Source organism: Synechococcus sp. N5 (genome assembly GCF_900473925.1).
Lineage (GTDB): Bacteria > Cyanobacteriota > Cyanobacteriia > PCC-6307 > Cyanobiaceae > Parasynechococcus.
In genome coordinates this window covers 216,088-240,888 of sequence record NZ_UCNI01000001.1, presented here as the reverse complement: position 1 = coordinate 240,888, position 24,801 = coordinate 216,088, and the positions used below count along the sequence as shown (strand labels likewise).

The following is a 24,801-nucleotide window of genomic DNA, read 5'->3' as shown; positions in this document are numbered from 1 at the left end:
CGCTGCGAATGGATCTTTTGGGCGGCACACCAACACAATGGTTCCGCATCACCAGAGCCATCGTTGCCGGTGTTGTCGCTGATATGGCCGAGGACCTCGACGACGCAGAGCTTTCCCTGGTCGAGGAGCACTTCATCTCAGCGGGGTTGCTGTGATGTCAGTCCTTCTTCTCTCCGTACAGATCCCTGTAGAAGTCCTTGGCCTTCAATCCATCAGCAACAGCTGGGATTTCATTCACCGAAGGGAGACACAGCATCGCCACTCGTGGCTCCTGCCTATACGAGCCGCCGTATTTGAAGTTGGCTTTCCAAGCGCCGGGAAGGCCAAGTGTCGAAGCATTGGGCGTTCTGATTTGAGCGACGTGATCTGCGGTCGCTTCGCAGTCTTCAAGCGAGTCGAAGTCCAGAACTGCAATCGGATTGGTATCGGATCTCGGAATGATCAACATGCGCGCCGGGCCTGCATGAGCAGCAGAAGAGAGTCCGATCGAGGCCACCAAGGCCAATGGAGCCAGTCCCTTCATCACCAATTAGTCGTTTCCATCCAGGTGTAGCCATGACCACGAAGCATGAGATCAGGCGACGCAGAGCTGTCGGTAGTCGAGGAGCACTTCATCTCAGCGGGGTTGCTGTGATGTCAACGCGATTGTTCAAACCATTCCTGAAGATCGCCAGACAAGCAGATCGTCAAGTCGGCACTGCTGGGCGAATTCGTTACGTACCACCATTCATCAGCACCAGAAGTTCCTGAGAGGTAAACCCATGTGTCCCCTCGACGACTGCACTCACCCGCCACATAGACCCATTTGTCAGCACCGCTGGTTCCAGACAAATAAACCCATTTGTCAGCACCACTGGTTCCAGTGATGTAGACGCTCATATCTACGTATTGAGCGTTTATTGGCCGCGGGAAAAGTGAAGTGGACAACAGAAGTACAACCGCAGCAAGCCATCTGCTCTTCATCGCCAGTTACTCACTACTTCTTAGATAGCCATGACCACTCAGACCGAAAACAAGATCCGCATCCGTAAGGCAGCCGGATGGATCCTGCAGGGGCACTCCGTCAGCCACGTTGTGGCCAGGCTGGCCGAATTCGAGGGGGTCAGCAGACGTACGGCCCGGCGGATCGCAGGCAAGGCAATGGATCTAGTCCACAAGGACCTTGAGGCAACGAACGTAGAGAACCCTCAAATGGCCACGGTTTTGATCCACAACCTGCAGGAGTGCATGGCCCGCGGGATGGAATCGAACAACATCGGTGCCGCTGTTGCCGCTGCTCGTGAGCTGAGCGCGATGTTGGGCATCGGGGTGCACAACCGGCGCACGCCGCACCACCAATACCGGAGGTAGTGGCGGCCCGTCAGGTAGCAGGCTGGAGAGATCGAGTTGATTTGCTCAGATGGCTCGGTCGGCATTTGTCGCGTTGCTGTCCCTGTTTTTTGCTGGAGCGCCTGCAATGGCGAGATGCAGCTTTCGGGACCACCCCCCCTCCGTGCAATCACCGCGGGGCGATGGCAGGCATCAGATATGGATGCAGCATCCAGTCCAGTGAAGGCTGGTACGAGATCAAGATGAATGGGTCGAGCTTCACGGCCAAACAGCTCTGCAAGCACTACCCGCCGCCTGGCTATTGCAGCTGCTCTGACTACGCGATGTATTGATCCAGATCACGCCGCCACTGTGCCTCCCATATCGACTTCGGTCACGGATGCCCAGTGTTCACACTGTCGGGTCAGATGCTCACCGTGCTGGAGCAGGCCCCGGCGGAGCGTGCAGCCGAGCAGCGTGTGGCAGTGGCCATCAACGCCCCAGGAAAAGTGCTGGCACGTCATGCAAACCCGTGCTCCCCTGAAGGGGACGAGATCTCGCTCGTCTACCCAGGCCCATTCCTCCATCGTTCATCTGCAAATACAGATGTACTAACTGGGGTCTGTTGAGGGATGCCAGGTCGTTGTGCCAGTCCCACTCCGATCTCACTGGCAGGCTGAGTCTCACGACTGCTGGACTGTCCTTGGTCACTGTCTCTTAGACCGCTACGCAGCACTGCCACGCATCAGTTCCGACACGTTGGGCATTGGGTCTGACTTGCCATCGGCCAGAGAGATGGCGTTCCTTCCTGAAGGGAAGACGACCTGTCCCCAGAAGCGCATCAGTAGTGATTTAGGAGATTCACTTCTCCCCTGCCAGTAGGGGGGTGTCGATGATCCACTGTGGAGAAGACCTTGGTCCGAGGACCCAACGAGAGAACTCAACAACCAAATCGCGGAACTTCAAGCCCGAGTCGCCTTCCCGCAGCACTGGAGCAGCGGTGAGCAGCAGCAGCACATCGAAAAGCTCCGTCAGCTCACCTACGAAAAAAGCCGTCTGACTGATCGATCAGACTCCTCTCCTATGGAGCAAGCTCATCACTGAAGAACTCTCCTACAAGTCAGTTGGTGCATGGCTTGCCAACGAATCACAGCAGCTTTACTACCAATTCACCGCATCCAAGGATGGCTCTCAAGGCGAGTCGATTGTCATGCGCAGCTTCCATTGGCGACCACCTGACGACCCGATCCCTCAGGGGAGTCAACTGATGACACGACAAGAGGCGCTGGAGAAATGGAATGCACTCAAATCCATGGGTTGGAGGAGATGCGCCGGTCCCCTGCGATAGGTCAGTGAATGAGCGAGCCGAGTCCGTATAGGCATTCGGCAAATGGAGCAAAACCAGCGGTAGTCCAGAGTGCTGTGATGAAACAGCCGAACACTCAGCAACTCCGGGCTCTACGGCTGTCTGCACTCGCGAGAGACAACAAGGTTGTCAATGCCATTCGCTGCTCGATCACTCAGGCCCCTGATGCTCTGGTTAAGGAGTTGATGGATGTTCATGGGTGGCCTGCGCATGAAGCTCTCTGTGCAGTTCAGCAGCTTCAGCAAGATGTCCTCGAGGACACGACGAAACAGGTATCTGCGTGAAGCAATCGCTCGCGGCGGCCAAGATTTGGTTGGGTGATTGCAGTCCTATTCACCTCTTGCCATCGCTTGAAGTGAGGGCTCACTGGCATTCGATGCACACACGATTCGTATGTCTACGTTGCGAGTGTCGTCCTCTTCAGGGACATGGGATTCGACGGAGTAGACAAGACAGACCGTTTCATCATTGCCGCCAGGCGACGTGCCGAAGCTGCATTACATGAAACGTCTCCAAAGCTGACAGCACTTGAGAAAGCGATGTGGCTCAAGTTGAAGCGAGGTGAACGCCCCCGCAAAAACAACAAGGCGTCCTAGGGAACTGCTCACCTGCACTTCAACAAAGGAGGAGGCCGCCCCTCCCGGGTGGAAGAGACGGCCTAGCTCGCTCGCTTGTGCATCTTTAAACCCGTGATGTGATCAGGGGTTGAGAGGCCAGCCCACCTACGACAGGAATGGGGTGACCTCTCCTATTGCTCGCTTCCGACACCCCTGTAGTGGCAGAACAGGGGCCATGCCGTATGCCATTGCTGGCGTCGGGCGAAGTGTCGGGCTTTCAGGTTCCTGGGGCCATTACGTCCAGGTGTTGGGCTGGCTTCCTTCAGGGCACCTACGAACGGTGCAGAGGAGAGTCGACTGTTCTGACGCACTTCAGTGTCTTCACAGACGAGTAGCCCACGGTTGGGTGGAAACTGTTGGAGCAGGGACCTAAAAGGCAGGCAACTTCTACGGATTGCTCAGGTGGAGTGTCGGCCGTCATTGGCGCCTCCGATCTCGATGTACTAACTCTCGTCAGCGGGCACGCACAAGGCAATCAGCCTTAACGCTCATTGCCTTTCAGGCCCGAACCATCCGATGTTGGTTTCGATTTGCTTGTCCAGGGAGACATGGTCATAGATCTTTTGGGCGGCACACCAACACACCAGAAATCACACCAAGCAACGGATCGCTCCACTACTCGACTAACCCCAGAAACAAGAAAGCCCAGTCATTGATTGGGCTTCAAAGAATGGAGCCAAGGAGACTCGAACTCCTGACCCCCTGCATGCCATAGAGGCACTTTGGACGCCAAAAACCTCTGCAAACACTGGGCTGGCGCTTAATTAATACAATCTATGTGCGCAGAAAGGTGCGCAGAATTGTCCTACTTCAAGGCACCTATCAGGCTGAGATCACAGTCAAAATTGATCAACGTCGATTTGATCCTTGCTGATCTGCGACCTGAACAACTCTGCGGCAGTAAGCGATGAACTCCTCAGGGGGCATATCCCCCTTGGCGTCATTTGTCTGCCAGCTGACGATTTCAAAGTCAGGGACCGGTTCTGCTGTGATGTGATCAATCGTCGGCAGCAGGGAGAAGCGCCTCTTGTATTCAGCGCCCTCGGCCTTCGCGTCGTCGTTGTTGTACGTGCCAAGCAGCTTTGGATCGAGCTTGGACCCGTCGTATGGGTCAGAGCCGTTGCAGCGGTGAAATGCCTCGTTAATGGCTTCTATCGCTTGCTTGACGGTGTATTGACCACCACGCCTCTTGTCGCGCCTGGTGACTGCCACAGCCTTCCGCTGGATCAGTTCGCTGTACTTGCCATCGCTTACCCCAACCCAGCCAGGAGCACTCCAACTCACGCCACCACCTGTCATCCACTGCCCCCTTGATAGCCATGACCAACCTGCTCGATCACATCCCCCAGACCCCTCTCCTCGAAGGCATTCAGGACTGGCCCAAGAGCTGTAGCCGGGAGGAATGGTTCCGCATCACCAGAGACATCGTCGCCGGTGTTGTCGCTGATATGGCTGAGGACCTCAACGACACAGAGCTGTCGATGGTCAAGCAGCACCTCATCTCAGCGGGGTTGCTGTGATGTCACCACCGTCCTTGCCAGTTGCATTCAGGGTTCATCAGCCAAACCTTCACCGGCATCGATCCTTCTTCTTGTCCTGCAATCTGCGTGTAGCTGCCTCTTCCTGCCCAAGCAGCAGGAATCGAGGCAATGGCAATCGCCAAGGCAAAGGTCGCAGCGGGTTGCAGGTAGTCCTTCACGAGATCGGAGTCACTTTCCCGTAGATAGCCATGACCACCCAGACCGAGAACAAGATCCGCATCCGTAAGGCAGCTGGATGGATCCTTCAGGGGCACTCCGTCAGTCACGTTGTGGCCAGGCTGGCCGAAACCGAGGGGGTCAGCAGGCGTACAGCCCGGCGGATCGCAGGCAAGGCAATGGATCTCGTCCACAAGGACCTTGAGGCAACGAACGTAGAAAACCCTCAAATGGCCACGGTTTTGATCCATAACCTGCAGGAGTGCATGGCCCGCGGGATGGAATCGAACAACATCGGTGCCGCTGTTGCCGCTGCTCGTGAACTGAGCGCCATGTTGGGCATCGGGGTGCACAACCGTCGGCCGCGGAACCACTACTACCGGCGCTGATTACTTACAGAATTTCTTCCTCACGATCATGATTGCACCGCCGGGTGATCCAGGCTCTGGGGGCATCCAAACTCCTGGAACTGATCGATCTATTTGTACATATGTTGATGCGATATTTCTTTTGCAACTGGCTCTAAGCCACTCATACCTTGCCACATCTTGATTTTTTTTACTCATGTCGCCTTTTAAGGTTCTATAAAAGAATGCGAATGTCACTACATCTCCTGTCTTTTCTACGCCATCGTTGTAATAACTCTGTCCGTCTGGCTTGTCATAGTTGTTTATCCACTCACCGCTAGCCATGTCCGGTGAAATAGTGGGTATTGGGGCGTCCCATAGGTAGGCAGTTTCTGATGTGTATCCCCAATCTGCCTTCGCAGCTGTCCTCTTGCAGTACAGCTTCGCTACGGACTCGATTCCGGATCCTCGGGGAATGACCGCCCAGGGCTGATTCTGCGCCAAGACACCATTCAGCCTGCTATAAAAATCTTTGTTTTTGCAATTCATATCTACTCTTCCTTCGGCTTGGACTCCATTGTCAAGCGTGAATTTTGCTTGAAACCTGAAGGAATTTTCATTCAGGGGTTCGTACGTCGAAGTCCTTATCCAAAGAGATGCAACTCCGTTCTCATTGAAACCTACAGGTATCCAAGTATTTTTACCTGATTCATCTTTAATTTGAGATCGATCTACTGGCTCACGTGGCTCACGATCGTTGTCCCTCATACCACGCGGAGATCTCATTTGCGCTAACAAAGATGTCTCTGCATTTGATGCCTGGCTTGCATCAGCAAACACGATGCTCAGCCCAACTGCGCTGAAGGCGAGGAGGGATACAACGGGCTTCATACAGGGATTGCCGCTACTCCTGATTCTTAGCGAGTCTGTGCCAGTCCAGCCTCGATCTCACTGGCAGGTTGAGTCTCAAGATTGCTGGACTCGATCTGGACGCGACGAAGGTTGTCTCGTCGCATCCCATTCCCGTCTCAGTCGCCGGGACCCCAGGCCCCGCAGGACCCGAGTCTCACCAGATCAGCTGGACTGTCCTGCGTCACTGTGATCTGAGCAAGAACGCAGACCTAGGGCTGGTGACTCAGTTCTTCTCAAGGGTCTGAACCGCTGCCATGCTTGGTGCAGCATCACTTATTGGATGAGAAGGCCCCTTGTTGCTTTGCTAAGCGGCTTTGCACTCGCGAGTGCCATGACCCCGACAGCCGTTCGTGCCTGGATCAACACAGAGGAAGACCTGCTTACCGGCAAGTCGAACTCCACTCTCTTCATAGATTCGATCAACAACGTGTCCAACTCGATCGGACAACCAGAGGAAGCGACCATCCTGATTCGCTGCAAAGGAGGGAAGCTTCAGGACATCTACGTCAAGACTCCGACTTACAACGCCGATAACAGACGGGTAAAACTCCGTTGGGATGATGGTGAGGTGAAGGGCAGGTGGTGGGAGGAGTCATCCAGCGGCACCGCCTTATTCGCACCGAGGCCGGTCGAATTCTTCAAGAAGTTGACAACGCACGACAGGCTCGTATGGGCCTGGAATCCCTATCAAAAAGCCGAGCAGGTCGTTGCTTTCAATCTTGCATCCGAAAGAGATGACCTGAACAAGATGGTCACCCTTTGCGGAGTGACTTTTAAACCTGACAAACCCAAAGGCTCCTCACAATCCGTCAAATCCTCCGGACGAGGACGCTAATAAGCGACATCATGAACTCATGAAAAACATTTTTAAAAACACCTCAGCACTGTTCTCCCTTCTTTGCTTGGGCAGCATGACTCCTGTTCACGCTGATGCCATGTATCTAACCTGCACTATCGATGAATATCGCTCTCTCAAGTATGGAGAGCCGAAAATCATTAACGGAAAGGTAGTCTCAGTTCCTATTGATGGCGCAGCTTGGAGTGATTGGGAGCCTACGCAGAAAGGGCCAAGAGTTCTTAAGTTCACTCTCAATGAAAGCGATCAGACAGGATCACTCTTTGATGAGCAATTAAGCAAGAGCTATAAATTACCAATGGTAACCTTCCAGCCGGAATCAATTCTGGCCAAAAAGTCGGGCATCAAATTAAGTTCGTCTATTCCGGTAGGTAGCGACACTTATACAATCAGTCGAATAGATGGTTCTGCTATCTGGGACCAAAAAATAATCCCCGATCAATACACAATTCAGTACAGCGGCCAGTGCGCCAAATCACAGCCCAAGAAAACACTTTTCTGAGTTCTACTAACCCTGGAATCGTGGGGAGTATTCCTGAAACGCTGGTGATTGATCTCAGTGATTGACCACCTGTTGACCTTGAAGGGGGTCGGACACGTTGGACACGCTCAGACAGGAGTGGTGTCTGCTCAGATCTCCTGCAGTGCAGTGAGTCTGAACCGGTTCGGACAGATAGACACACCATCCCGCCGAGGCCCCGGCGGGTTCCCTGGAGCTTCAGGGAACTCAGAACCGTGTCCATCTGTCTGAATCGACCCGGAGCCAAGTCGTCGTGGGCGATAACAGCAGACAACCCCCATGTCTGCCGCTGTCCACCGTGTCTAAGGCCAGGGTTTCAGAGCCTTGAAGGCCGGGACCGAACCGGCCTGGAGACGTTCACCCAACCCCATCGACTCCAGCCCGGCGATGGCCTTCCTGAACCCCTTCGCACCACAATCACGGATGCGCTGGGTGCCCTTGTCCTTGGCGTCCTGCCAGGTGATCAGGTCGTGCTGCAGAACATCGTTTTCCCAGCTGAGGGAGTGGATGTGACGCATCAGCTCAGTGCCGATGCTCTCCGGGGGCTGGTGGAACTCCCGCGTCTCCGAAACAACCTGATCCACCATCGCGGTGGCCGCGCGCACGAGATCGAGACAGATCTCGGCAGCGGGGTCCTCACCCTTCGTCCACACCAAATGGAGGAGCACCGACAACCGAAGCGCATTGGCGCTGGTCTTCCCCAACATCGCGGAGATGACCGACGGCGTTGAAGGCTTGAGCGCCTCCACCTGGTGGGCGCGAAACCAGCCGTTGAGATGGCGGCGAGCCTCTGCGCTGAATCGATACCGACGGGGCGGCAGCTCGTACAACAGACGGGCGTAGGAGGCCAAGACCCTCTCGGCCCGCTCGAACGCCCCCTGCTCCTTGGCACTGATGGGATCGTCCTTCAGCTCCAGCGGTTTCAGGGGGCACTTCACCATCAGGACCCGGGCGAATTTGCCGCTGGCGTCTGAGCCGTTGATCAGCTCTCGCAACACCTCGTCCTGGACTCCACCGAACAGGGAGACATGACAAGAGGAATAGCTCCGCACCTCCCCCGTACCGGCCTTGCCAACGCGGAGAGAAGTGCAGCCATCACCGTCGTACGACTCTAAAAATTGAGCCTCAGCGGTCCCCCTGCCGCGCCTGGTGTCAGCCTCCAGCGCCCGCAGCATCCCGCTCAATTCAGCGCGGGTCAGCAGGACACCGAGGCCAGCCTGCTCATAGAACTGCAGCCACATCCCAAGCGCCTCCGGGGAGAACTCGTTCTGATGCAGCGGGCACCGGCGGGGAGGGTGCTTGTCGCGATCCTGTGGATCGGCGTCCTCCCACTCCTTCAACAGCCTGTCGAACCGCGCCTTCTCCTCGGCCTGGAGCTGGCGGGTCGGATCAGAGATAAGGGCCTTTTGAATTGGGCTCTTGGTCAGGCCGCTCGGTCCCACCAGCCCGACGTAGAGGTTGGCGGGGACCCAATAGCGACCATCCGGCGATACCTTGGTGCCGAGCTTGAGCAGGCCGCTGTAACCGCAGAGCAGCGTCAGCACGGAGGTCAACGCATCGGCAGGCAGTACCTCCGTCACCATCTCCACCGCCCTCGCCAGCTTGGATGGCAGGAGGTTGTCGAAGATGAATCGTTGGCGGCCCTGAGCGACCCGAATGCTCTTGGCGGCATCCCTGATCGCCTCGTCCGGGATGGTGGAGTGATGGTCCACCACCGATTGCAGATCAGCCATCAGCGGGCCTCCGGTAGCCGTGCTGCTGGGCTTGCCACCAGAACGTCCCAGCACTGATCTCATCACCTCCAGAGCGAAGGATCTGGGCGGGGTCCCAACCATTAGGGCTGTGGGCTTCGAGGAGTTCCCGAGCCACATCCATACCGTAACCAGCGTCTCGGCAGGCAGCCTTCAGGCCCCAGGCCATGTTCCGATCCACCGGGTAATTGCCGTGCCCCGGCACCCGTGGCGGGATGTGTTTCAACGCATCGGCGATGTCCTGCAGCGTTCGCGTCGGTTGCTTGCAATAAAGCGATTTCGGGATGTGACGCGGGCGTTCCGGAAGTGGGGGCAGCAGCTCCTCAAACAGCTCTGGAGTGAACCGGTCGCCGGTGATGTCCTGGAGCGTGCTCTTCCAACCAACCTTGCCGTCCTTGCGGATGTACCAGGCACCGGGCAATCGCATGCACCGGCTGGGGTCCTTCACCGCAGGATCGCTCCCGCAGTGATTGATCAGTCGCAGCATCAACGGCCGCCACCGAGCCACCTCGATCGGCTGCTCGAACACCCAGTAGACGTGAAGGCTCTTGCCCCCGGTGAACAGGCCGAAGGTGGGTGACGGCAGACCCAGCTGGGCAGGCAGATTCATCTGCTCCGCCAGGGTCCGATCGTCCCACTCGGCGAACAGACCAACGCAGTAATCGATGCTGTCGGCGGTGTCGCCCCCACCATTCGGGACGGCGTAGATGTTGCGGCCTTCGACTTGCCAGCCAGGAATCTGCTCGCAGTCTTCGGCGAGGTTGCCCTTCTTGGCTCCCTCGCCACGGCGGATGGCTCTGATGCGGGTGTCAGCTCCCGAGGGATCCTTCCCCAGGAGTTCGGCCCAGGTCAGCGCCTGGCCGATGTCGAAGATGAAATTCTGCGCACTGTTCTGCGCATACTGACGGCCCGTAGGCCACCAAAGCGCAGGCGTAGGAACGTCTCCGGGGCGTGTGACCCCCTGCCCAAACAGCAGGGGCTCGCTTAGCCTTTGGTCACTCCTTGGCAGGGCGTGACCGTGGGCCGTTCTTCGGTTCGCGGTCATTTTTATTGTTGCTCCGTTGAATCGATTTCCAGTTCGACGCGGCACCCGTTGGCCGCTTTGAATTTCACGGGGAGCTTGATGGCGGCGTTGATTTCCTCAGCCACCTCCTCCAAATAATCAGAGGCGTAAAACTCCTCGATTTCCAAACCACGTTCGATTTCACAGTCGCGGCGCAGGAGTTTCTCAGCTTCAGCCGAAAGAGTGACCTTCGCAGAAATTGTGGTCAGGTAAGAAACTTCGAAGCTCTGCATCAGCCCACCTCCGCGAGCTGTTTACGCTCAGCATCGATTGCGAGCATCAGCCGCCCACGCTCGTGAAACTTCTGACGGCAGGTGGTGATATTCCAGCTGATTGAGCTGGCACCAGTTGGTCCGAAGCACCAATCCTGACCAGCGATCAGGAAGCCACCGTTACGGTCGCGATAACGCTTCAGTGTGCGGGCGCTGTAGCCCAAGGCGGTTGTTGCTGCCGGGGTGGGCAGCCATTCATGTTCAGGCACAAGTAGATCAGCGAATTAATCCCTGCTGATCTCTTGCGGACGTTTTAGGCCCCCGGAATCGGTGCCTTACTCAGCTTTCCCATTTTGGAAAGTCGCCACCCCTCGCAGGAGAGATAGCCGCATTGAACCCCATTTCACCTAACGAGTTCGGAAGAACGCACATGGCCAGAATCTGGGTGGATGCGATCTTCGTAGTCAGTCCCGATTTACAGGTATAGGAGACAAGAGATGAAGCAAATTGCTCCGTGATTATCTTTTAGGCGGCTTCAGTTTGTAGGTCAAGGGGTGACAAGGTATCCCCCTGCAAAGTTGTCCTACCTGCTCCAGTAATCCGTTCGACAGCCTCAATCAAGCCAGCCTCATCAATCCACTGTCCATAACTGGCGTGGTGCTCTTGCGGGGTGTGCCCGAGCAGCGCAGCAGCATCCCTAATTGATAACGGGCGGTCATAGGACTTGTGCATTCGATAAGCACAACCGTGCCGCAGGCTGTACGGCGTCAAACCGGGATTGGCGACCTGCAGCCCCTGCCACCACTTGAAGCGTTCGAGCTGCTGCCGGATCTCATCCCCCACCGGCTTGAAGCCCTTCTCCTCAACCTCGTTAATGCGGTTCATCACGGCCTGAGGGAAGCGAATCATGCCGGTGCGCCACATCTTCACGAGTTCCTCTCCTTCGCCTTCTCGACCGGGAACGTCGAATGGCAACACCAGCCTGTTCTTCTGCTTCTTCCCGCGGGTGGCTTTGTTCCGCTTGCCACCGGGGCGAACCTTCAGATGGCCGTCCTCCCAGATCAGCTGGCTGACTTCATGGGGGCGGAGACCATAAATGCCAACAATCCCCACCAACAGCATCAGGCTGAGTCGGTCGGCATCCCTCAGCGCATCCAGCAGGTTGCCCAGGTCATTGGGCAGCACGGGCGGCGTCAGCTTGTCCTCAGTGGGCCTGTCGTCAGTGCCGATCAACTCCCGCACATCATCGTTGTCCAACGGCTTCCAGCGGGCGTCGTAGCCGTATTCCTTTATTGCGTAGCGCAGCAGCGCACGGACGTTGTTGAGTTGCACCACCCGGCCTGACCCACCGGGGCGGCAATGCTTGAAATGCTGCCGGGCATAAGCCTTCATCAAGTCCGCTCCGCTCTGGGGGCGTGGCTTCTTCTGCAGGGTCTTCAGCACCCGCTTCATATGGCAGTTCAGGTCGCGCATGGTGGTGGCGCGGTTCACCTGCCGTCGCCTGTCAATGAAGTCATCGATGACGGCCTCCCAGCCGCTGTCCTCGTCCTCCACCGAGCGGGTGATGGTGGGGGTGGCGCTGTCCTTGGCATCTAGCTTCTTTTTGGCCTCAGCCAGCGAGCAGTGGCGCTCGTCCACCAGCTGCTTGAGCTGGCAGACCTTCAGAAAAATGTCCCCGCTGCAGGCCGGGTTCCATGGCACCCCCAGCTGCACCGATTGCCGCGGGTTCTGGTGCTGCTTTCCATCATTGATGCGTCGGGTGAGCTGAGTGTCACCGTTGCGATCAGCGATACCCCAACCCAGTCCACACCTGTCTTTTATCTGCCCACGAAGGCGGGCGAACCACTTCTGCTGAGGCATGTGCGCAGAAAAATTCCTATGCGCAGAATCATGCGCAGAAATGGGCAGACATGGGACTACCCAGGTAGGACACGATGCGCAGAAGGGCACTAAAAAAGCGGCCTTTCGGCCGCCTAAAACCCTGTCTGGGACAGTGTTTTTAAGAATGGAGCCAAGGAGACTCGAACTCCTGACCCCCTGCATGCCATGCAGGTGCTCTACCAGCTGAGCTATGGCCCCATGTCGACGTGGTGGCTTCAGAGCCGCCGTCGTCGTGACACAGCTTACACCGCGGGAGCCTCAGACCTGACGCCAGACGGCAACCAAGCGACCCTGCACCTCCACCTGTTCGGCGGGGAGCTCAATCGGTTGATAAGCGGGGTTGGCAGCTTCCAGCACCACCGTCGCCCCCTGGCGATGAAAATGCTTGAGCGTGGTGCCGCTGCCGGCCACCAGAGCACTCACCACCGTGCCGTTGCGCAGCCTCTGCGGATCCTGCACCGGCTCCATCAACACCACATCCCCATCGGCAATGTGGGAGTCGACCATCGAGTCACCATTCACCGTCAGGGCAAACAGGCCGCGGGTTTCCAGCACCGGCACCAGGTCGAGATGCTCCTTAACATCATCAAAAGCCGTCACAAGGCCACCGGCGGCAACGGCGCCCAACACAGGAATCCCGGCGGCACCCACCATGTCTCCAAGGAGCTGCAAGGTGCGCGCCTGGCCTTCCTGCCAGGTGATCCATCCCTTCTGCTGAAGATGGCGCAACCGGCTCTGGATCGGCGCAGGAGAGCGCAGTCCCATCGCCTGCATCATCTGGCGAATCGAGGGGCTATGGCGATGAGTGCCGATGTAGTCCGCCAGCCAGTCGTAAAGCTCTTGCTGAGCAGTGGTGAGGGGCTCCTGGGGGGCACGGGTCACCGCAAGAAAAGGTTCGGGCAATACATTTGTACCGTTCCTTGCCGTGTGCCGCAAGCGCAGGCTCAGTTCAAACCAGCTTCCACACCGCAGCCTCGGGAATGCTCGGCGCCAGGTTCAGGTCTTTGGGCTCCTTGAACACCACACGCCATTCGGGAACCCGGCAGGAGACATAGCCAGGATGCTCAATCAGCAGCCCCGGCTGCTCGGTTGTGCTGGCCACCCAGCCCGACATCCAGTGCCCCTCCTCCGATAGGCCACCTTTGAACCAAACCCAGCAGCGTTCCTTACGCATCGCGATGCACTTCAGCGGTTTTTATACGACTCAAGCTGTTGCGGACAGGCCGCCATCAGATACCCCATCAACTGTCCGGTAATACGGGACTTTTCCTGATCATTCGGTGCGGTGGGAACATCCTCGTAACGCATCGAGGTGTCGCGCTCAAACATGGTTTTGAGCTCAGGATCCGGCAACGCGTAAAAAGCATCCACACCCATTTCACAGATTTTCTCGGCCGTCCAGCGGGCAATGGTGCCCTGCTGTTGTTTGTCGGTGGCCTGATCCGCTGACGCTGCCACCGCATGGGCAGTGACGATCAACGGCACCAACCAGCGGTGGATGACCGTCACAGACCACCCATCAACGCCGCCAACAGCGCCTGCTGCGCATGCAGGCGGTTTTCGGCCTGATCAAAGATGCGGCTTGCCTTGCCCTCCATCACCTCGGCGCTGATCTCCTCACCGCGGTGGGCCGGCAGGCAGTGCAGAACGATCGCATCGGCTGCCGCCTGCTCCATCAGGGCTTGATCCACGCAGAATCCCGCAAAGGCCTGTTCCCGCTGAGCCTGTTCGGCTTCCTGACCCATGGAGGCCCAAACGTCGGTGTAAACGGCCTGGGCACCCGCCACCGCCTCACGGGGGTCCGTCACCACCTCAATCGAGGCACCGTGCTGTGCCAGGGATTGGGCCTGCTCAAGCACACCCGGCAAGGGCTCGAAGCCCTCGGGGCAGCCGATCCGCACATTCACCCCCAGCAACGCGCCGCAGAGCATCAGGGAATGGGCAACGTTGTTGCCGTCGCCCACATAGGCCAGGGTCTGACCAGGAAGGGCGCCATGGGCTTCCTGCATGGTTAGGAAGTCGGCCAGGGCCTGACAGGGATGCTCCAGATCGGTGAGGGCATTGATCACCGGAACCGAGGCCCAGTGGGCGTAGTCCACCAGTTCCTGCTGAGCGAAGGTGCGAATCGCCAACACATCGCAGTAACGGCTCAGAACCCGGGCCGTGTCTTCCAGCGGCTCGCCGCGGCCCAGCTGGGTGACGGAAGGATTGAGATCCACCGTCTGGCCGCCGAGGCGTGCCATGGCCACCTGAAAACTCACACGGGTTCGGGTGGAGGCCTTGCTGAAGATCAGACCCAGCACACGGTTGCCGAGATCGATCCGACGATCACCGCTCTTCAGTTGTGCAGCCAGATCCAGCAACGCTGCTGTTTCCCCGGCGGAACAATCCGCAGAAGAAAGGAAGTCACGTCCGCACAGCGGAGAGAGGACAGCAGCAACGCCCGCAGAAGCGGTAGCCATCGCGACGGTTCAAAGGACTGTTATCGGGGATGAGGCCCGCTGCCGTCAAGCGGTCACACCGGACGGCAGCACACTCGCCTCGAGCATCTGCTTGAGGTCATCCCCTTCGATCACCTCTTTCTCGAGGATCTTCTGAGCGATCGTCTCGAGCAGCGCCATGTTCTCCCGCAGGATCGCGAGGGCGTCGTCATGGGCCTGGTCCACCAGCCCGCGCACCTCCTTATCAATGGCCTGAGCCGTGGCATCACTCACCGAGCGGCGTGGGTTGTTGCCTCCACCAAGGAAACGGCCACCGCCCTGCTTGTCGTAGGCCAAGGGCCCCAGGGTGTCGCTCATGCCATAAGTGCCCACCATCTGCTCAGCCAGATCGGTGGCCCGCTGCAGATCGTTGGCAGCACCCGTGGTGATCTTGCCGAAGACGATCTCCTCAGCCGAGCGACCGCCCAGAAGCGTGGCGATCTGGCCCTGGAGTTCCTCCTTAGAATTGAGGAAGCGCTCTTCGGTGGGCAGCTGCAGGGTGTAGCCCAGGGCGCTCATGCCACGGGGCACGATCGAGATCTTGGCCACCTTGCTGCCGCCAGGCATGAGATGGCCCACGATCGCGTGGCCCACCTCGTGATACGCCACCACCTTCTTTTCATCGTCCTGAAGAACGCGGCTCTTCTTCTCCAAACCAGCCACAACCCGCTCGATCGCTTCACCGAGATCCTGCTGCTCAACGCTGGTGCGCTGGGCACGCGCTGCGAGCAGGGCAGCTTCATTCACCAGGTTGGCGAGATCAGCGCCGGCAAAACCACTGGTGGCCTGGGCGACGCTGTCGAGGTCAACACCTGCAGCGAGCTTCACCTTCTTGGCGTAGATCTCGAGGATGGTCTTGCGGCCGGAGAGGTCCGGACGGTCCACCAGCACTTGCCGGTCGAAACGGCCGGGACGCAGCAGGGCTGCATCGAGCACCTCGGGCTGGTTGGTGGCCGCCAGAACGATCACCGGCTTGTCCTGAGCGGTGAAGCCATCCATCTCGGTGAGCAGCTGGTTGAGGGTCTGCTCCCGTTCGTCGTTGCCGCCGACAACGCCCATGGAGCCCGAACGGCTCTTGCCGATGGCGTCCAGTTCGTCGATGAAAATGATGCAGGGCGCTTTTTTCTTCGCTTCTTCAAACAGGTCGCGGACCCGGGCGGCACCAGCACCAACGAAGAGTTCCACGAACTCCGAGCCGGAAATGATGAAGAAGGGCACCTCGGCTTCGCCAGCCACGGCCTTGGACAGCAGGGTCTTACCGGTGCCTGGGGGGCCGACCAGCAGCACACCTTTTGGAATGCGCGCACCGATCTCGGCATAGCGCTCAGGACGCTTGAGGAAGTCGACGATCTCGGTGAGTTCCTGCTTCGCCTCATCCACGCCCGCCACATCGGCGAAGGTGATCCGCGACTCCTCATCGGGCACGTACACCTTGGCCTTGCTCTTGGTGAAGCTCAACGCCCCCTGAGCACCACCGCCCATCGAGCGGCGAGCAAAGAACTGCAGCACCAAAATGAAGATCAGGGGCGGCACCACCCAGCTGAGGATGGTGGTGAAGATGTTCGGCTTCTTCGGGGGAGCTGCCGCGAATTCAACGCCCTTGGTTTCGAGGCGTTGGGGCAGATCCATGTCGAAGATCGGCGTGGTGGCAAGCACCGGAGGCGTGCCCTCCTCGGGATCGCTCAGCTCGTAGCGAATCTGATCCTGCGTGATGAAGGCCCGCTTCACCGCACCGTCATTCACCTGGTCGATGAACAGGGAGTAGGGCACCCGCGGCACCTGCTGCATGCCATTGCTGGGGAGGAAGCTGCTGGCCAGCAGCAACACCCCGAAGCCAATCAGCACCAGATTGATGATCCCGAAGCGACGGTTCGGCTGGTTGTCGTCCTGGCGGATCGGCATGGATGGCCTGAGAGTTCCGACACGCTACGAGGGATCTCTGGCAATCAACGGGTGTGAGAACCGAACGGCGCCTAGCTTCTGCCCATGTGTGGTCGCTATTGCCTCGACACGCCTCGCGCGGAATTGCAGCTGCTGCTGCGCAGCTGGTTGCGGCCGGAGGACAGCGCCTGGCTGGAGCATTACCTCCCCCGCGAGCTGATCCGCCCCCACGAACCGGTGCTGGCTGTGCGGCGTGAGCATGGTGAAGACCGTCTGTCCCACATGCTCTGGGGCCTCCTGCCGGGCTGGGTCAAGGATCCGCTGCAGGCGCCGCGACCGATCAATGCCCGCGCCGAAACCATCGCGGAGAAAGCCTCCTTTCGCGGGCCATGGCGTCATCACCGCTGCCTTCTGCCCAGCAGCGGCTTTTTTGAAAAGGGTCATCTGATCCAGCGCAAAGACCGGCAGCTGTTCTGGCTGGCCGGTGTCTGGGACCGCTGGATCGGCCCCGATGGCAGTGAAGTGGAGACCTGCTGCGTGATCACGACGCAGCCCAACAGCCTGGTGGCCCCATTGCACGATCGGATGCCGGTGATCATTCCCGAGGGATTGGAGAGCATCTGGCTGGAACCGGGTGATGGAGCCCATCGACGCGCCCTCGAGCCGATGCTCACGCCAGCGCCAGCGGAGCCATGGGACTGCAGAGCACTCAAGCCAGCGGCCCCTGCCACCAAGCACCAGCAGCTCTCCTTGCTCGATTGAGCAAGGCTTGGCAGCCGCAGCTCACTGCCGAACCTGGGGGAAGCGACAGTGGCCAAGGTGCTGGTGGGACTGGTTCAGCGGCTCCTGCGGCGGGATGACACCCAGCTGAAGCTGCTGCTGCTCTGCACTGTGATTGCCACCGTGGGCTTCGCCTTTCCCCGCTTGGTGTGGGCGACCTACATCGGCTACAGCCTGATTGCCTTACTTCTCACCCAGGTGATGGTGGGGAGCAGCAACGCTCCGAACTGGAGTGATGTGCTGTATCGGGGTCTGGGGCTGATGGCCGTGGTGACCATGTGGCTCTGGCTGCTCACGCCCCTGGAGCTGATCTACAGCGGCATGCCGCTGGCCCTGAGTTGGAGCGTGCTGGTGGGGTGGAGCGTGATCCGCCTGGTGACACGCTTCGCCAGCACCAAGCGCGTCACCGAAGCGCTGCTGATGGGTGCCACGGCCGGGTACCTGCACATCGGCCTCGCCGCCGGCCTGGTGATGAGTGCTCTGGAAACCATCCAGCCGGGCAGCTTTCAACCCCTGGAGATGGCCAACGTCGGCGATTCGAGCGTTCTGGCCAGCGCCCGCCTGTTTTCGGCAATCAACTACTACGCCTTCGTTTGCCTCACCACCGTCGGCTTCGGGGACATCAGCCCGATGCTCCCCCTGTCACGGATCGTGAGTGTGGCCACCAGCGTTGCCGGACCGCTCTACCTCGCTGCCGTGATGGGAGTGCTCATCGGCCGCTTTGCCAGCAGCCTCGATCGGCAAAGCCGGGAGCGCTGAGCTCAGCTGCCGCTGCGCCAACGCAGCAACCAGTCGTTGCCCATGGGCTCGCTCTGATGCCACTGCCCCTGCAGCACCTGATCCATGGCGCTGAAGTTCAGATCTCCAAGGGGGGTGCGAGCCGCCATGCCCCCCATCAACTTCGGAGCCACCACCGCTGCAATCTCCTGCACGCAGCCCTGCCGGATCGCCGCGGCCGCCAGCTCAGGGCCGCACTCCCAAAGCACCTGGTTGCAACCGCGTTCCGCCAGGGCCTCCATCAGCTGCTGCGGTTCACAGGCCGAAAGCCCCAGTGCGTCAGGCCCGGATGGCAAACGCCGGAGGTCGGCATCGGGGCCATGGGCCACGAGGGTGGGTGCCACCGCGGTATCCCAGAGCTGGGCCTGATCCGGCAGATCCAAACTGCGGCTTAGCACCACCCGCAGCGGCTCCTGTGAACGCCGGCCCCTGCTGGTGAGCAGCGGATCATCGCCGCGAACCGTGCCGCCCCCAACCACCACGGCATCCATGCCACTGCGCAGCCGATGCACCCAGTCGCGGGCGGGTGGACCGCTGATCCATTGGCTGGCGCCGTTGGGCAAAGCAGTGCGGCCATCCAGGCTCATGGCCCACTTCAGAACCCCGAACGGGCGGCCGGTGCGAACGCGGTGCAGAAAGGCCCGGTTCTGCTGGCGGGCCTCCTCGCGCAACACACCACTGATCACCTCCAGCCCCGCCTGCCTCAGCTGCCGGATGCCGCCCCCATCCACCCGGGGATCGGGATCCTCCAGGGCGATCACAACGCGGCGAATTCCCGCACGCAGCACCGCCTCACTGCAGGGGGGCGTGCGGCCGTGGTGGCAGCAGGGTTCAAGGGTGACCACGAGGGTTCCGCCCCGGGCCGCATCCCCGGCTTGCCGCAAGGCACCCACCTCGGCATGGGCATCTCCGGCCCGGGCATGAAAGCCTTCGCCCACAAGGCGCCCTTCGCGATCAAGAACCACGGCCCCCACGAGAGGATTGGGGCTGGTGTGACCTTCAGCAAGGGCAGCCAAGGCCAGGGCCCGCCGCATCCAGAGCTCACACATCAGCTGAGGGGCAGCTCCTGCAGGGAGCGCCATTCACCAACGACGTAGGGAGGGATCGGCAACTCGGTGAAGACACCCGGCAACGCCAGACGCAGCGGTCGGTTGTTGCTGAGATCGTCCAGCAGAGGATCGAGGGCAAATTCAGCCGCTGCGTCGCGCCCATCGGTGGCCAGCACCGGATTGGCCAGGGTGATGTCGTCCAGCTGCCATTCGCGCCGACCCGCCAACACCTGGAGGCTCACCGGATGATCGAGCCGCATTTTTCCGGGATAGCCCACCACGCGCAGCACCACCGGCTGGCCCGGAGGGCCTTCGCGGTAGGCCACCGCCTGCCAGCTGTCGTAATCGAGGTCCCTGAGGCTCTCCAGCGAACGGACCATGGCGACGCCATCCTCGTTTTCATGCTGATGAACCTGGGCCCAGGCCAGACCTGGCGTGAGCAGCAGCAGCCCCAAAGCAGCCAACAAACAGCAGAGCAAACGGCGCATGGGCAGGAGGTGAGTGAGTGAATTCTCACAACAAACCTGCACAGAAGGCGATTCACGCCAACAATCAGCCCATGGAGGTTGTATTCCACTCTGCTCCGTGCTTCAGCAAGAGCCTGCAGGCGGTGGGCTTTGAGATGGATGTCGCCCAAGTAAGCCGGGGCCGACTCGAAGGGACGTTCCGGCTGGGTGGTTCACAGCAGCTGCCGGTTTTATCCATCCAGACCAATCAAGACCTGCTTCTTCAGGGCAACCGACGCCCTGGGATATTGCCCCTCAGCCTGAACACCACCGATCAGCTGCCGTTGGTTCGCGGGAAGGAAATACAACGCTGCTCACTGCATGGTTTTCATGCCGACCTGAGCGACGCTTTTGTTCAGCTTCCGGCAGGGGCCCACATCCAGGTTGCTTCATCTCCCAAACACGATTTGAACAGCTCGCCACCGCCACCGGTGATCACAAGACGCTCGAGGTGATCCAACGAGCCAACTGCGCCAACCTCCACCCCCAGCGGTTTGACGAGATCAGCGCCTTGATCCAGGCCCAGCTGATGGGAGGCGGCCAGGAGGATCTGGTGGAAGTGGCGGCGCTGGAGGCGTTGTCACCCCATCAGCTGCAGGGAACAGCCAGTGGTGAACTCGATGTGGGGGCGGGATTGATGAAAGATCTGGTGGCTTGGGGGTTCAAGAACACCGGCCAAGCGATCACGCTCAACGATCTCAGCGCCACGATCTTCGCCTCGCGTTCTTCAATCGTTCACCACTGCCGCCAGAGCTTCGGCACCGGCCCCATGGCGTTGCTGAAACAGATCCGACTCAGCCAGGTGCATCACGCCTTCAGCTCACCGGAGGTGCAGCAGGCCATTGGCGGCAGCACCGTGCATGAAATCTCCTGCCATTACGGCTTCCAGAGCCGCAATCACTTCGCCAGGGATTACCGCAACCAGTTCGGTGAATCCCCTAGCGCCACGCTTCAACGGGCATCCGCTCCTGGGATGAGCGTCCAATCGGTCTCCGTGGCCCAGAGCCCCCAGATGGCCATGGCCCTGAGGTAGTGACAGGCCCTGAATGTGTTCACCGCAGTGATCGCCTCAGGGGTGCGGAACTGCAGACCACCGGAATACACCTGCTCGACAACCGCTGAGCAGATCGCTTGCGCCGTCTGCTTGTCTCCCATCAGGCGGTAGTAGCTAGCGATCCCGAAGTTGATCCCCGTCCACACTTCGAGCGGGTGGGTGCCATTGGGATCCAAGGGCGTGCCATCGCGGCGCAGGCCGTTGGCCACACCGAGGGATCCACCATCGAAAGCCTCGAAGCAGGACTCCTTCACGGCCTTCAAGGTGCTGCGGCTGTTGTTGTCACTCACCACCGGCGGCAGGCCCAGGAGCCGTGCGTAGAAATCGCCGCAGAGCTGATCGGCCATCACCACCGGCGTGCCGCTCTCGGCATCAATGTCGTAGTACTCGCCGTTCCAGAGCAGCTTGTCGAAATTGCCTCGGGATTGCTCCAGCCAACCGCTGAATTCCCTTTGCTCAGCGGAGGTATCGAGCCCAGTGCTGAGCTGAAGCGTCTGGGCAATGGCCAGGGCAGCCTCAAGCGCAGCAATCCAGAGGGCACCGCAGTAGGCACTGACCCCTTTGAGGGGCCAGTCGTCGAAGGTCTGGTCCGGAGCACCACCGTTGTCGGGCAGGCCGTCGTTGTTCACGTCGAACGTCTTCAGGTAGCGCAGCGCCTCCACGGCCGCCGGCCAGCAATCGGCGAGGAAGCGGATGTCTTCACCACTGGGGCCGAGCTTGAACGTGCGCCACACCTGCAGCACAAAATCACTGCCGAGGTCCTTCCAGAGGTTGCAGTCCTGATAAGCGGTGTAGTTGGTCGCATCCCAGGGGATCTCGTTGGGAGCCCCCAGGTCGTGGGGGGTGGCTCCTTTCACCTTGCGGTCAGCCTCCACCCGGCCCTTGCCCTGGGTGAAGTACCAACCGATCGGGCGCTGGGTGGCATCTGCGGCCGGAATCGCCCGGGCAAAGCTGCGCAGCACGGCCTTGTCGAGTTCCGGCCAGAGCTGCAGCAGGGCCAGGGATCCGTAGAGACGAACGTCAAGACTTTCGTACCAGGCGTAGTCGAGGCACTCGAGAACGCCGAAACGACCGTAGGGATCCTCCGGTGATGCCGCACTCCAGAGACTGCCGCCACTGCAGAGGTCGTAGAGCTCATTGAACAGAGCCATCCGCAGCGGTTCCGGCAGGTCCTGGCGTTGCAGCACCGGCTGCTGCCAGGCCTCGATCTGCTGTCGCCAACTGCGCCAGTCACGCAGCGCTTCAGCGGCAATGGCAACCGCCTGGTTGGCATCCGCAGCGAAGAAATCGGTGTAGCGGCGCAGCGCCTGGCTGCCGGTGGCAAAAGCCGTCACAGGCAGATCCCAGCTGATCACCAGCGGAATCTCAATGCTCTGCCCAGGGGCCAGCTGACACTGCACCGCCAGCGCAGCACTGAGGGGATCGTCGGATCCACTGCGTCGGTCGTTGTTGCTTTCAGGGATGGAGCCATCAGCACTGAAGCTGTCCCACAGCTCACGCCCATCACCGCTGGGATTCCAGCGACTGCAGCGCTGGATCGTGACACCGGGCTGCTCGGCTGTGGCAATGCACCACTGGCCCTCACCTTCGGCAACGGGGTTGGAGACGTTGCCCTCCAGCACCACTCCCTTGAGGGAGCCATGGTCAATGCAACGGTTGCGATGGCCGGTGGTGCTGCCGATGGCCGGGGCGTAGTTGTGCTCGGGGCTGCCGTCATCGCGGAAGTGAACCTCCGCCGAGGCATCGGTGTTGGTGAACCAGCCGGTGGTGTTGCGCCAACTCAGCAGCAACGACAAATCAAGAGGCTGATCGGTGGGATTGCGCAGCGTCCAGACGAACACCGCCACCGGGTAGCTGGTGCGCTGGTAATCACCCGGCAGGATCGGGCTGAAGGCCTCACAACGCACCTCGGCGTCATACACGCCCTCATAGCTGGTCCAGCTGAGGGGGTAACGGGCGGAATAGGTGCCGGTGCTGCGATCCGGCGTGCTGGCCGGGTACCACTCCCAGGTCTTTAGCGGCTGGCCAGCCTCCGGCCGCGAGGCATCCTGATCCGGCTGAACCGCCAGGGCGTGGGCCCGCTTGCCGCGGCCATTCCCTTCAAACAGAGCGAACTGGCAATCGGGCAGCACCCCAAACCAGTGCTCGCCACCATCGAGGTGCCAGAGGTTGATGTTGCCGTCGGGTGCCCGCCCGAAGCAGCCAGCTCCGAAGCCCCCCAGCGGCATGCCGTGGTTGGGGCCGTCGTCGAGGTTGCTGGCATAGCGAACCGTGTAGGGCTTGTCCCAGCCCAGGCCGAAGGGTCGGCTCCAGGAGGCCTCCGGTGGCTGCCAGCCCTTGGCTTGCTTTCCGCGACCCAGCAGGGAGTTCAGAGCGGACCAACCGAACGAAGCCATGCAGGGGCCGAGAGTCGCCCCAGATTGCCAGGTTTGACGCGATCAGCCAGCCGTTGCGATCAGCCTGCAGACATCAGCCCGCAGACATCAACCTGCAGAAAGTGGTGAGGGATTGTCTTCGGCATCCAGCAGGGCATCCAACGTGACCGCCGTGCGGACCAAGGCTTGATAGCGATGCAGGCTGCGGCGGTTCTGATCCAGCCAACGGCCAGGGGCCGTCCCCTCCAGGTCGGGCTGATCGGGATCGAGCAGGGGCAAATCGTCCTGCTGAGCAATCAAGGCAATCACAAGCTCGTGCAAGCGTTGGCGACGATCGTGGGCTGGGGTCATGCCTCCTCCATCAGGTCGTTCAGGCGCTGTTCCGACGCCAAGGGCAGGGTCACCGGATCAGCGGTGTAGCTGCGGGCCTGGGCAATCCGAGCCGACAGCGGGGCCTGCGCGACTGGCCAGCTGCTTAGCCCGAGTTCGTCATAGATCCGTTTCAGCGCAGCGAGGGGGTGGCGGATCAACTCCTCATAAGGCAATTCAACCAACTGCCCCGCAGGAATCCGGTGCCGAGACGCCTCAAAGGCCTCAAGCAGCTTGCGATGGGCCGCCACCGTTTCCTCCACCTGGGTGACGGCATCGGGCAGGGGCTGAAGCCCCACCAGTGAACCCAACCGCTGCTTCACCTGAACCAGCGAGCGGATCTAATCCTGCCGATCACGCCACAGGAGCACAAAGCGCGCCCTGGGGAAGTGGCGCAGCACCAACTCCACCCGGGCGGAATGAGCGCTGTTCTTGATAAGAAGTCCCGCCTTCCCATGCCCGTCATGGAGCCAGGTGAGCTTGGTGAAGTGCAGCCACTGCCGCTCGAAGGCAGCGGAGGAACCCAGAACATTGCGCCGGAAGAACCAGGGATAGGCCAGGGGGAAGGCCATGCCCGCCATGTTGGTGTCGATGCTGAGTCGGGCCAGACCGAGCTCATCCTCCTGGGGGTCATTCGGACCCCACTGCACCGCATCGATCGGCCGCTGCCGCGTCATCCACGCTTGGAGTGCCCAGCGAATCCAGGGTTTGAGCAGCAAGGCCACCTGCGGCGCCATGGTGAGCGAATTGCGGGCCGTGGCCAGCGTGGGGTCACAGGCCAGCAACTGATGCAGATAGGTGGTGCCACTGCGCCAGTGGCCAATCACCACGATCGGGTCGTCCGGCAGTTCAGCCTTCCTCAAGCGGCGAGCCCACAGCCACGACTGCAGCCAAGCCAGGGGCTCCACCAGCAGCCCACTGAGTCCCATCAAAAGGCCCACCCTCCAGCAGGAGAGGGCCGGGCGACGCAGCTGCAAGCCTCGAAGCAGCACCGCAGGAC

30 protein-coding genes, 1 tRNA gene and 1 pseudogene are annotated in these 24,801 nt (G+C 60.1%); 11 read left to right on the top strand and 21 right to left on the bottom strand.

The window, feature by feature from the left end; all coding sequences use genetic code 11:
* Positions 1-8 precede the first annotated feature (8 nt).
* A complete protein-coding gene (locus DXY03_RS11995; protein WP_170951910.1) occupies positions 9-155 on the top strand; it encodes a hypothetical protein in 147 nt (48 codons plus the stop codon).
* A gap of 2 nt (positions 156-157) precedes the next feature.
* Here DXY03_RS11995 and DXY03_RS01345 read toward each other — a convergent pair whose 3' ends face one another.
* Positions 158-496: a hypothetical protein gene (locus DXY03_RS01345; protein ID WP_136987610.1), complete on the bottom strand. Its 339-nt coding sequence runs from the start codon at positions 494-496 to the stop codon at positions 158-160.
* A 140-nt stretch (positions 497-636) separates the two neighbouring features.
* The gene (locus DXY03_RS12435) at positions 637-879 is read right to left on the bottom strand and encodes a hypothetical protein (protein WP_206749711.1); all 243 of its coding nucleotides are present in this window, start codon (positions 877-879) and stop codon (positions 637-639) included.
* 114 nt (positions 880-993) lie between these two features.
* On the opposite strand from DXY03_RS12435, the gene DXY03_RS01340 reads away from it, so the two are divergent.
* The gene (locus tag DXY03_RS01340) at positions 994-1,350 is read left to right on the top strand and encodes a hypothetical protein (RefSeq protein ID WP_115008799.1); all 357 of its coding nucleotides are present in this window, start codon (positions 994-996) and stop codon (positions 1,348-1,350) included.
* Positions 1,351-2,368: 1,018 nt separating this feature from the next.
* Positions 2,369-2,656 carry a DUF1651 domain-containing protein gene (locus tag DXY03_RS01325; protein WP_371637626.1) on the top strand — a complete coding sequence of 96 codons (288 nt, stop codon included), beginning with the start codon at positions 2,369-2,371 and terminating at the stop codon, positions 2,654-2,656.
* A gap of 1,484 nt (positions 2,657-4,140) precedes the next feature.
* On the opposite strand, the gene DXY03_RS01315 is transcribed toward DXY03_RS01325, so the two are convergent.
* Complete coding sequence (locus DXY03_RS01315) at positions 4,141-4,590, bottom strand: hypothetical protein (RefSeq protein WP_115008795.1); 450 nt, start codon at positions 4,588-4,590, stop codon at positions 4,141-4,143.
* A 20-nt stretch (positions 4,591-4,610) separates the two neighbouring features.
* On the opposite strand from DXY03_RS01315, the gene DXY03_RS01310 reads away from it, so the two are divergent.
* On the top strand, positions 4,611-4,811 hold the full coding sequence (locus DXY03_RS01310; protein WP_115008794.1) for a hypothetical protein: 201 nt from the start codon (positions 4,611-4,613) through the stop codon (positions 4,809-4,811).
* Between the two features lie 2 nt (positions 4,812-4,813).
* Here DXY03_RS01310 and DXY03_RS11990 read toward each other — a convergent pair whose 3' ends face one another.
* A complete protein-coding gene (locus DXY03_RS11990) occupies positions 4,814-4,990 on the bottom strand; it encodes a hypothetical protein (protein WP_170951929.1) in 177 nt (58 codons plus the stop codon).
* A gap of 30 nt (positions 4,991-5,020) precedes the next feature.
* On the opposite strand from DXY03_RS11990, the gene DXY03_RS11775 reads away from it, so the two are divergent.
* Positions 5,021-5,377 carry a hypothetical protein gene (locus DXY03_RS11775; protein WP_136987609.1) on the top strand — a complete coding sequence of 119 codons (357 nt, stop codon included), beginning with the start codon at positions 5,021-5,023 and terminating at the stop codon, positions 5,375-5,377.
* Here the strand turns inward: DXY03_RS11775 and DXY03_RS11770 are convergent, their stop codons facing one another.
* Positions 5,378-6,226, bottom strand: a complete 849-nt coding sequence (locus tag DXY03_RS11770) for a hypothetical protein (RefSeq protein ID WP_136987608.1) — start codon at positions 6,224-6,226, stop codon at positions 5,378-5,380. It lies immediately after the preceding gene.
* 352 nt (positions 6,227-6,578) lie between these two features.
* Here DXY03_RS11770 and DXY03_RS01300 point away from each other — a divergent pair, with 352 nt between their 5' ends.
* Positions 6,579-7,082 (top strand): hypothetical protein, encoded by a 504-nt coding sequence (locus DXY03_RS01300; protein WP_136987607.1) that lies wholly within the window; start codon positions 6,579-6,581, stop codon positions 7,080-7,082.
* Positions 7,083-7,101: 19 nt separating this feature from the next.
* On the top strand, positions 7,102-7,605 hold the full coding sequence (locus DXY03_RS01295) for a hypothetical protein (protein WP_115008791.1): 504 nt from the start codon (positions 7,102-7,104) through the stop codon (positions 7,603-7,605).
* 320 nt (positions 7,606-7,925) lie between these two features.
* Here DXY03_RS01295 and DXY03_RS01290 read toward each other — a convergent pair whose 3' ends face one another.
* The 11 genes from DXY03_RS01290 to ftsH all read right to left on the bottom strand — a co-directional run bounded on the left by DXY03_RS01290 (position 7,926) and on the right by ftsH (position 16,912).
* Positions 7,926-9,356 carry a DUF3987 domain-containing protein gene (locus DXY03_RS01290; protein WP_170951928.1) on the bottom strand — a complete coding sequence of 477 codons (1,431 nt, stop codon included), beginning with the start codon at positions 9,354-9,356 and terminating at the stop codon, positions 7,926-7,928.
* Positions 9,349-10,419, bottom strand: coding sequence for a hypothetical protein (locus DXY03_RS11985; RefSeq protein WP_170951927.1), 1,071 nt, complete (start codon positions 10,417-10,419; stop codon positions 9,349-9,351). The genes DXY03_RS01290 and DXY03_RS11985 overlap by 8 nt, the downstream gene beginning before the upstream one ends.
* A 2-nt stretch (positions 10,420-10,421) precedes the next feature.
* Complete coding sequence (locus tag DXY03_RS01280; RefSeq protein ID WP_115008788.1) at positions 10,422-10,670, bottom strand: hypothetical protein; 249 nt, start codon at positions 10,668-10,670, stop codon at positions 10,422-10,424.
* Positions 10,670-10,918: a hypothetical protein gene (locus DXY03_RS01275; protein WP_115008787.1), complete on the bottom strand. Its 249-nt coding sequence runs from the start codon at positions 10,916-10,918 to the stop codon at positions 10,670-10,672. The genes DXY03_RS01280 and DXY03_RS01275 overlap by 1 nt, the downstream gene beginning before the upstream one ends.
* Positions 10,919-11,174: 256 nt before the next feature.
* Entirely contained in the window at positions 11,175-12,509 is a 1,335-nt protein-coding gene (locus DXY03_RS01270; RefSeq protein WP_115008786.1) for a hypothetical protein, read from the bottom strand.
* Positions 12,510-12,655: 146 nt separating this feature from the next.
* Positions 12,656-12,728 (bottom strand) — tRNA-Ala (locus DXY03_RS01265).
* Positions 12,729-12,788: 60 nt separating this feature from the next.
* On the bottom strand, positions 12,789-13,412 hold the full coding sequence (gene lexA, locus DXY03_RS01260; protein ID WP_115009236.1) for a transcriptional repressor LexA: 624 nt from the start codon (positions 13,410-13,412) through the stop codon (positions 12,789-12,791).
* Positions 13,413-13,479: 67 nt separating this feature from the next.
* On the bottom strand, positions 13,480-13,704 hold the full coding sequence (locus DXY03_RS01255) for a hypothetical protein (RefSeq protein ID WP_011363914.1): 225 nt from the start codon (positions 13,702-13,704) through the stop codon (positions 13,480-13,482).
* 11 nt (positions 13,705-13,715) lie between these two features.
* Positions 13,716-14,039 carry a hypothetical protein gene (locus DXY03_RS01250; RefSeq protein ID WP_115008785.1) on the bottom strand — a complete coding sequence of 108 codons (324 nt, stop codon included), beginning with the start codon at positions 14,037-14,039 and terminating at the stop codon, positions 13,716-13,718.
* Positions 14,036-14,992, bottom strand: coding sequence for an ornithine carbamoyltransferase (argF, locus tag DXY03_RS01245; protein WP_115008784.1), 957 nt, complete (start codon positions 14,990-14,992; stop codon positions 14,036-14,038). Before argF ends, DXY03_RS01250 begins: the two co-directional genes overlap by 4 nt.
* Positions 14,993-15,037: 45 nt before the next feature.
* Positions 15,038-16,912, bottom strand: a complete 1,875-nt coding sequence (ftsH, locus tag DXY03_RS01240) for an ATP-dependent zinc metalloprotease FtsH (RefSeq protein WP_006851758.1) — start codon at positions 16,910-16,912, stop codon at positions 15,038-15,040.
* A gap of 84 nt (positions 16,913-16,996) precedes the next feature.
* Here ftsH and DXY03_RS01235 point away from each other — a divergent pair, with 84 nt between their 5' ends.
* Both DXY03_RS01235 and DXY03_RS01230 read left to right on the top strand, forming a co-directional pair.
* Positions 16,997-17,653, top strand: a complete 657-nt coding sequence (locus tag DXY03_RS01235) for an SOS response-associated peptidase (protein WP_115008783.1) — start codon at positions 16,997-16,999, stop codon at positions 17,651-17,653.
* Between the two features lie 48 nt (positions 17,654-17,701).
* A complete protein-coding gene (locus tag DXY03_RS01230) occupies positions 17,702-18,430 on the top strand; it encodes a potassium channel family protein (protein ID WP_115008782.1) in 729 nt (242 codons plus the stop codon).
* Positions 18,431-18,432: 2 nt separating this feature from the next.
* Here DXY03_RS01230 and ribD read toward each other — a convergent pair whose 3' ends face one another.
* Positions 18,433-19,497 carry a bifunctional diaminohydroxyphosphoribosylaminopyrimidine deaminase/5-amino-6-(5-phosphoribosylamino)uracil reductase RibD gene (gene ribD, locus DXY03_RS01225; protein WP_115008781.1) on the bottom strand — a complete coding sequence of 355 codons (1,065 nt, stop codon included), beginning with the start codon at positions 19,495-19,497 and terminating at the stop codon, positions 18,433-18,435.
* Positions 19,497-19,985, bottom strand: coding sequence for a DUF3122 domain-containing protein (locus DXY03_RS01220; protein ID WP_115008780.1), 489 nt, complete (start codon positions 19,983-19,985; stop codon positions 19,497-19,499). The genes ribD and DXY03_RS01220 overlap by 1 nt, the downstream gene beginning before the upstream one ends.
* 71 nt (positions 19,986-20,056) lie before the next feature.
* On the opposite strand from DXY03_RS01220, the gene DXY03_RS01215 reads away from it, so the two are divergent.
* Both DXY03_RS01215 and DXY03_RS01210 read left to right on the top strand, forming a co-directional pair.
* Positions 20,057-20,458 carry a hypothetical protein gene (locus tag DXY03_RS01215; RefSeq protein WP_136987606.1) on the top strand — a complete coding sequence of 134 codons (402 nt, stop codon included), beginning with the start codon at positions 20,057-20,059 and terminating at the stop codon, positions 20,456-20,458.
* Positions 20,455-21,036: a helix-turn-helix transcriptional regulator gene (locus DXY03_RS01210; protein ID WP_115008778.1), complete on the top strand. Its 582-nt coding sequence runs from the start codon at positions 20,455-20,457 to the stop codon at positions 21,034-21,036. The genes DXY03_RS01215 and DXY03_RS01210 overlap by 4 nt, the downstream gene beginning before the upstream one ends.
* On the opposite strand, the gene DXY03_RS01205 is transcribed toward DXY03_RS01210, so the two are convergent.
* The 3 genes and pseudogenes from DXY03_RS01205 to DXY03_RS01195 all read right to left on the bottom strand — a co-directional run bounded on the left by DXY03_RS01205 (position 20,955) and on the right by DXY03_RS01195 (position 24,730).
* Positions 20,955-23,453, bottom strand: coding sequence for a GH116 family glycosyl hydrolase (locus DXY03_RS01205; RefSeq protein WP_115008777.1), 2,499 nt, complete (start codon positions 23,451-23,453; stop codon positions 20,955-20,957). The two genes, DXY03_RS01210 and DXY03_RS01205, sit on opposite strands and share 82 nt — an antisense overlap.
* An 87-nt stretch (positions 23,454-23,540) precedes the next feature.
* Positions 23,541-23,783, bottom strand: a complete 243-nt coding sequence (locus tag DXY03_RS01200; RefSeq protein WP_114988399.1) for a hypothetical protein — start codon at positions 23,781-23,783, stop codon at positions 23,541-23,543.
* A pseudogene (locus DXY03_RS01195) lies at positions 23,780-24,730 on the bottom strand (sulfotransferase). The gene DXY03_RS01200 and the pseudogene DXY03_RS01195 overlap by 4 nt, the downstream one beginning before the upstream one ends.
* Between the last annotated feature and the right edge of the window lie 71 nt (positions 24,731-24,801).

Excerpts from the sequence above, each read along its gene's own strand:
- DXY03_RS01295 (WP_115008791.1), top strand. The coding sequence starts at position 7,102 with ATGAAAAACATTTTTAAAAACACCTCAGCACTGTTCTCCCTTCTTTGC.
- argF (WP_115008784.1), bottom strand. The coding sequence starts at position 14,992 with ATGGCTACCGCTTCTGCGGGCGTTGCTGCTGTCCTCTCTCCGCTGTGC.
- DXY03_RS11985 (WP_170951927.1), bottom strand. The coding sequence starts at position 10,419 with ATGACCGCGAACCGAAGAACGGCCCACGGTCACGCCCTGCCAAGGAGT.
- DXY03_RS01340 (WP_115008799.1), top strand. The coding sequence starts at position 994 with ATGACCACTCAGACCGAAAACAAGATCCGCATCCGTAAGGCAGCCGGA.
- DXY03_RS01215 (WP_136987606.1), top strand. The coding sequence starts at position 20,057 with ATGGAGGTTGTATTCCACTCTGCTCCGTGCTTCAGCAAGAGCCTGCAG.
- DXY03_RS01310 (WP_115008794.1), top strand. The coding sequence starts at position 4,611 with ATGACCAACCTGCTCGATCACATCCCCCAGACCCCTCTCCTCGAAGGC.
- DXY03_RS01300 (WP_136987607.1), top strand. The coding sequence starts at position 6,579 with ATGACCCCGACAGCCGTTCGTGCCTGGATCAACACAGAGGAAGACCTG.
- DXY03_RS01255 (WP_011363914.1), bottom strand. The coding sequence starts at position 13,704 with ATGCGTAAGGAACGCTGCTGGGTTTGGTTCAAAGGTGGCCTATCGGAG.
- DXY03_RS01315 (WP_115008795.1), bottom strand. The coding sequence starts at position 4,590 with ATGACAGGTGGTGGCGTGAGTTGGAGTGCTCCTGGCTGGGTTGGGGTA.
- DXY03_RS11770 (WP_136987608.1), bottom strand. The coding sequence starts at position 6,226 with ATGAAGCCCGTTGTATCCCTCCTCGCCTTCAGCGCAGTTGGGCTGAGC.
- DXY03_RS01235 (WP_115008783.1), top strand. The coding sequence starts at position 16,997 with ATGTGTGGTCGCTATTGCCTCGACACGCCTCGCGCGGAATTGCAGCTG.
- DXY03_RS01280 (WP_115008788.1), bottom strand. The coding sequence starts at position 10,670 with ATGCAGAGCTTCGAAGTTTCTTACCTGACCACAATTTCTGCGAAGGTC.
- DXY03_RS11995 (WP_170951910.1), top strand. The coding sequence starts at position 9 with ATGGATCTTTTGGGCGGCACACCAACACAATGGTTCCGCATCACCAGA.
- DXY03_RS12435 (WP_206749711.1), bottom strand. The coding sequence starts at position 879 with ATGAGCGTCTACATCACTGGAACCAGTGGTGCTGACAAATGGGTTTAT.
- DXY03_RS01220 (WP_115008780.1), bottom strand. The coding sequence starts at position 19,985 with ATGCGCCGTTTGCTCTGCTGTTTGTTGGCTGCTTTGGGGCTGCTGCTG.
- DXY03_RS01270 (WP_115008786.1), bottom strand. The coding sequence starts at position 12,509 with ATGCCTCAGCAGAAGTGGTTCGCCCGCCTTCGTGGGCAGATAAAAGAC.
- DXY03_RS01200 (WP_114988399.1), bottom strand. The coding sequence starts at position 23,783 with ATGACCCCAGCCCACGATCGTCGCCAACGCTTGCACGAGCTTGTGATT.
- ribD (WP_115008781.1), bottom strand. The coding sequence starts at position 19,497 with ATGTGTGAGCTCTGGATGCGGCGGGCCCTGGCCTTGGCTGCCCTTGCT.
- DXY03_RS01290 (WP_170951928.1), bottom strand. The coding sequence starts at position 9,356 with ATGGCTGATCTGCAATCGGTGGTGGACCATCACTCCACCATCCCGGAC.
- DXY03_RS01205 (WP_115008777.1), bottom strand. The coding sequence starts at position 23,453 with ATGGCTTCGTTCGGTTGGTCCGCTCTGAACTCCCTGCTGGGTCGCGGA.
- DXY03_RS11775 (WP_136987609.1), top strand. The coding sequence starts at position 5,021 with ATGACCACCCAGACCGAGAACAAGATCCGCATCCGTAAGGCAGCTGGA.
- ftsH (WP_006851758.1), bottom strand. The coding sequence starts at position 16,912 with ATGCCGATCCGCCAGGACGACAACCAGCCGAACCGTCGCTTCGGGATC.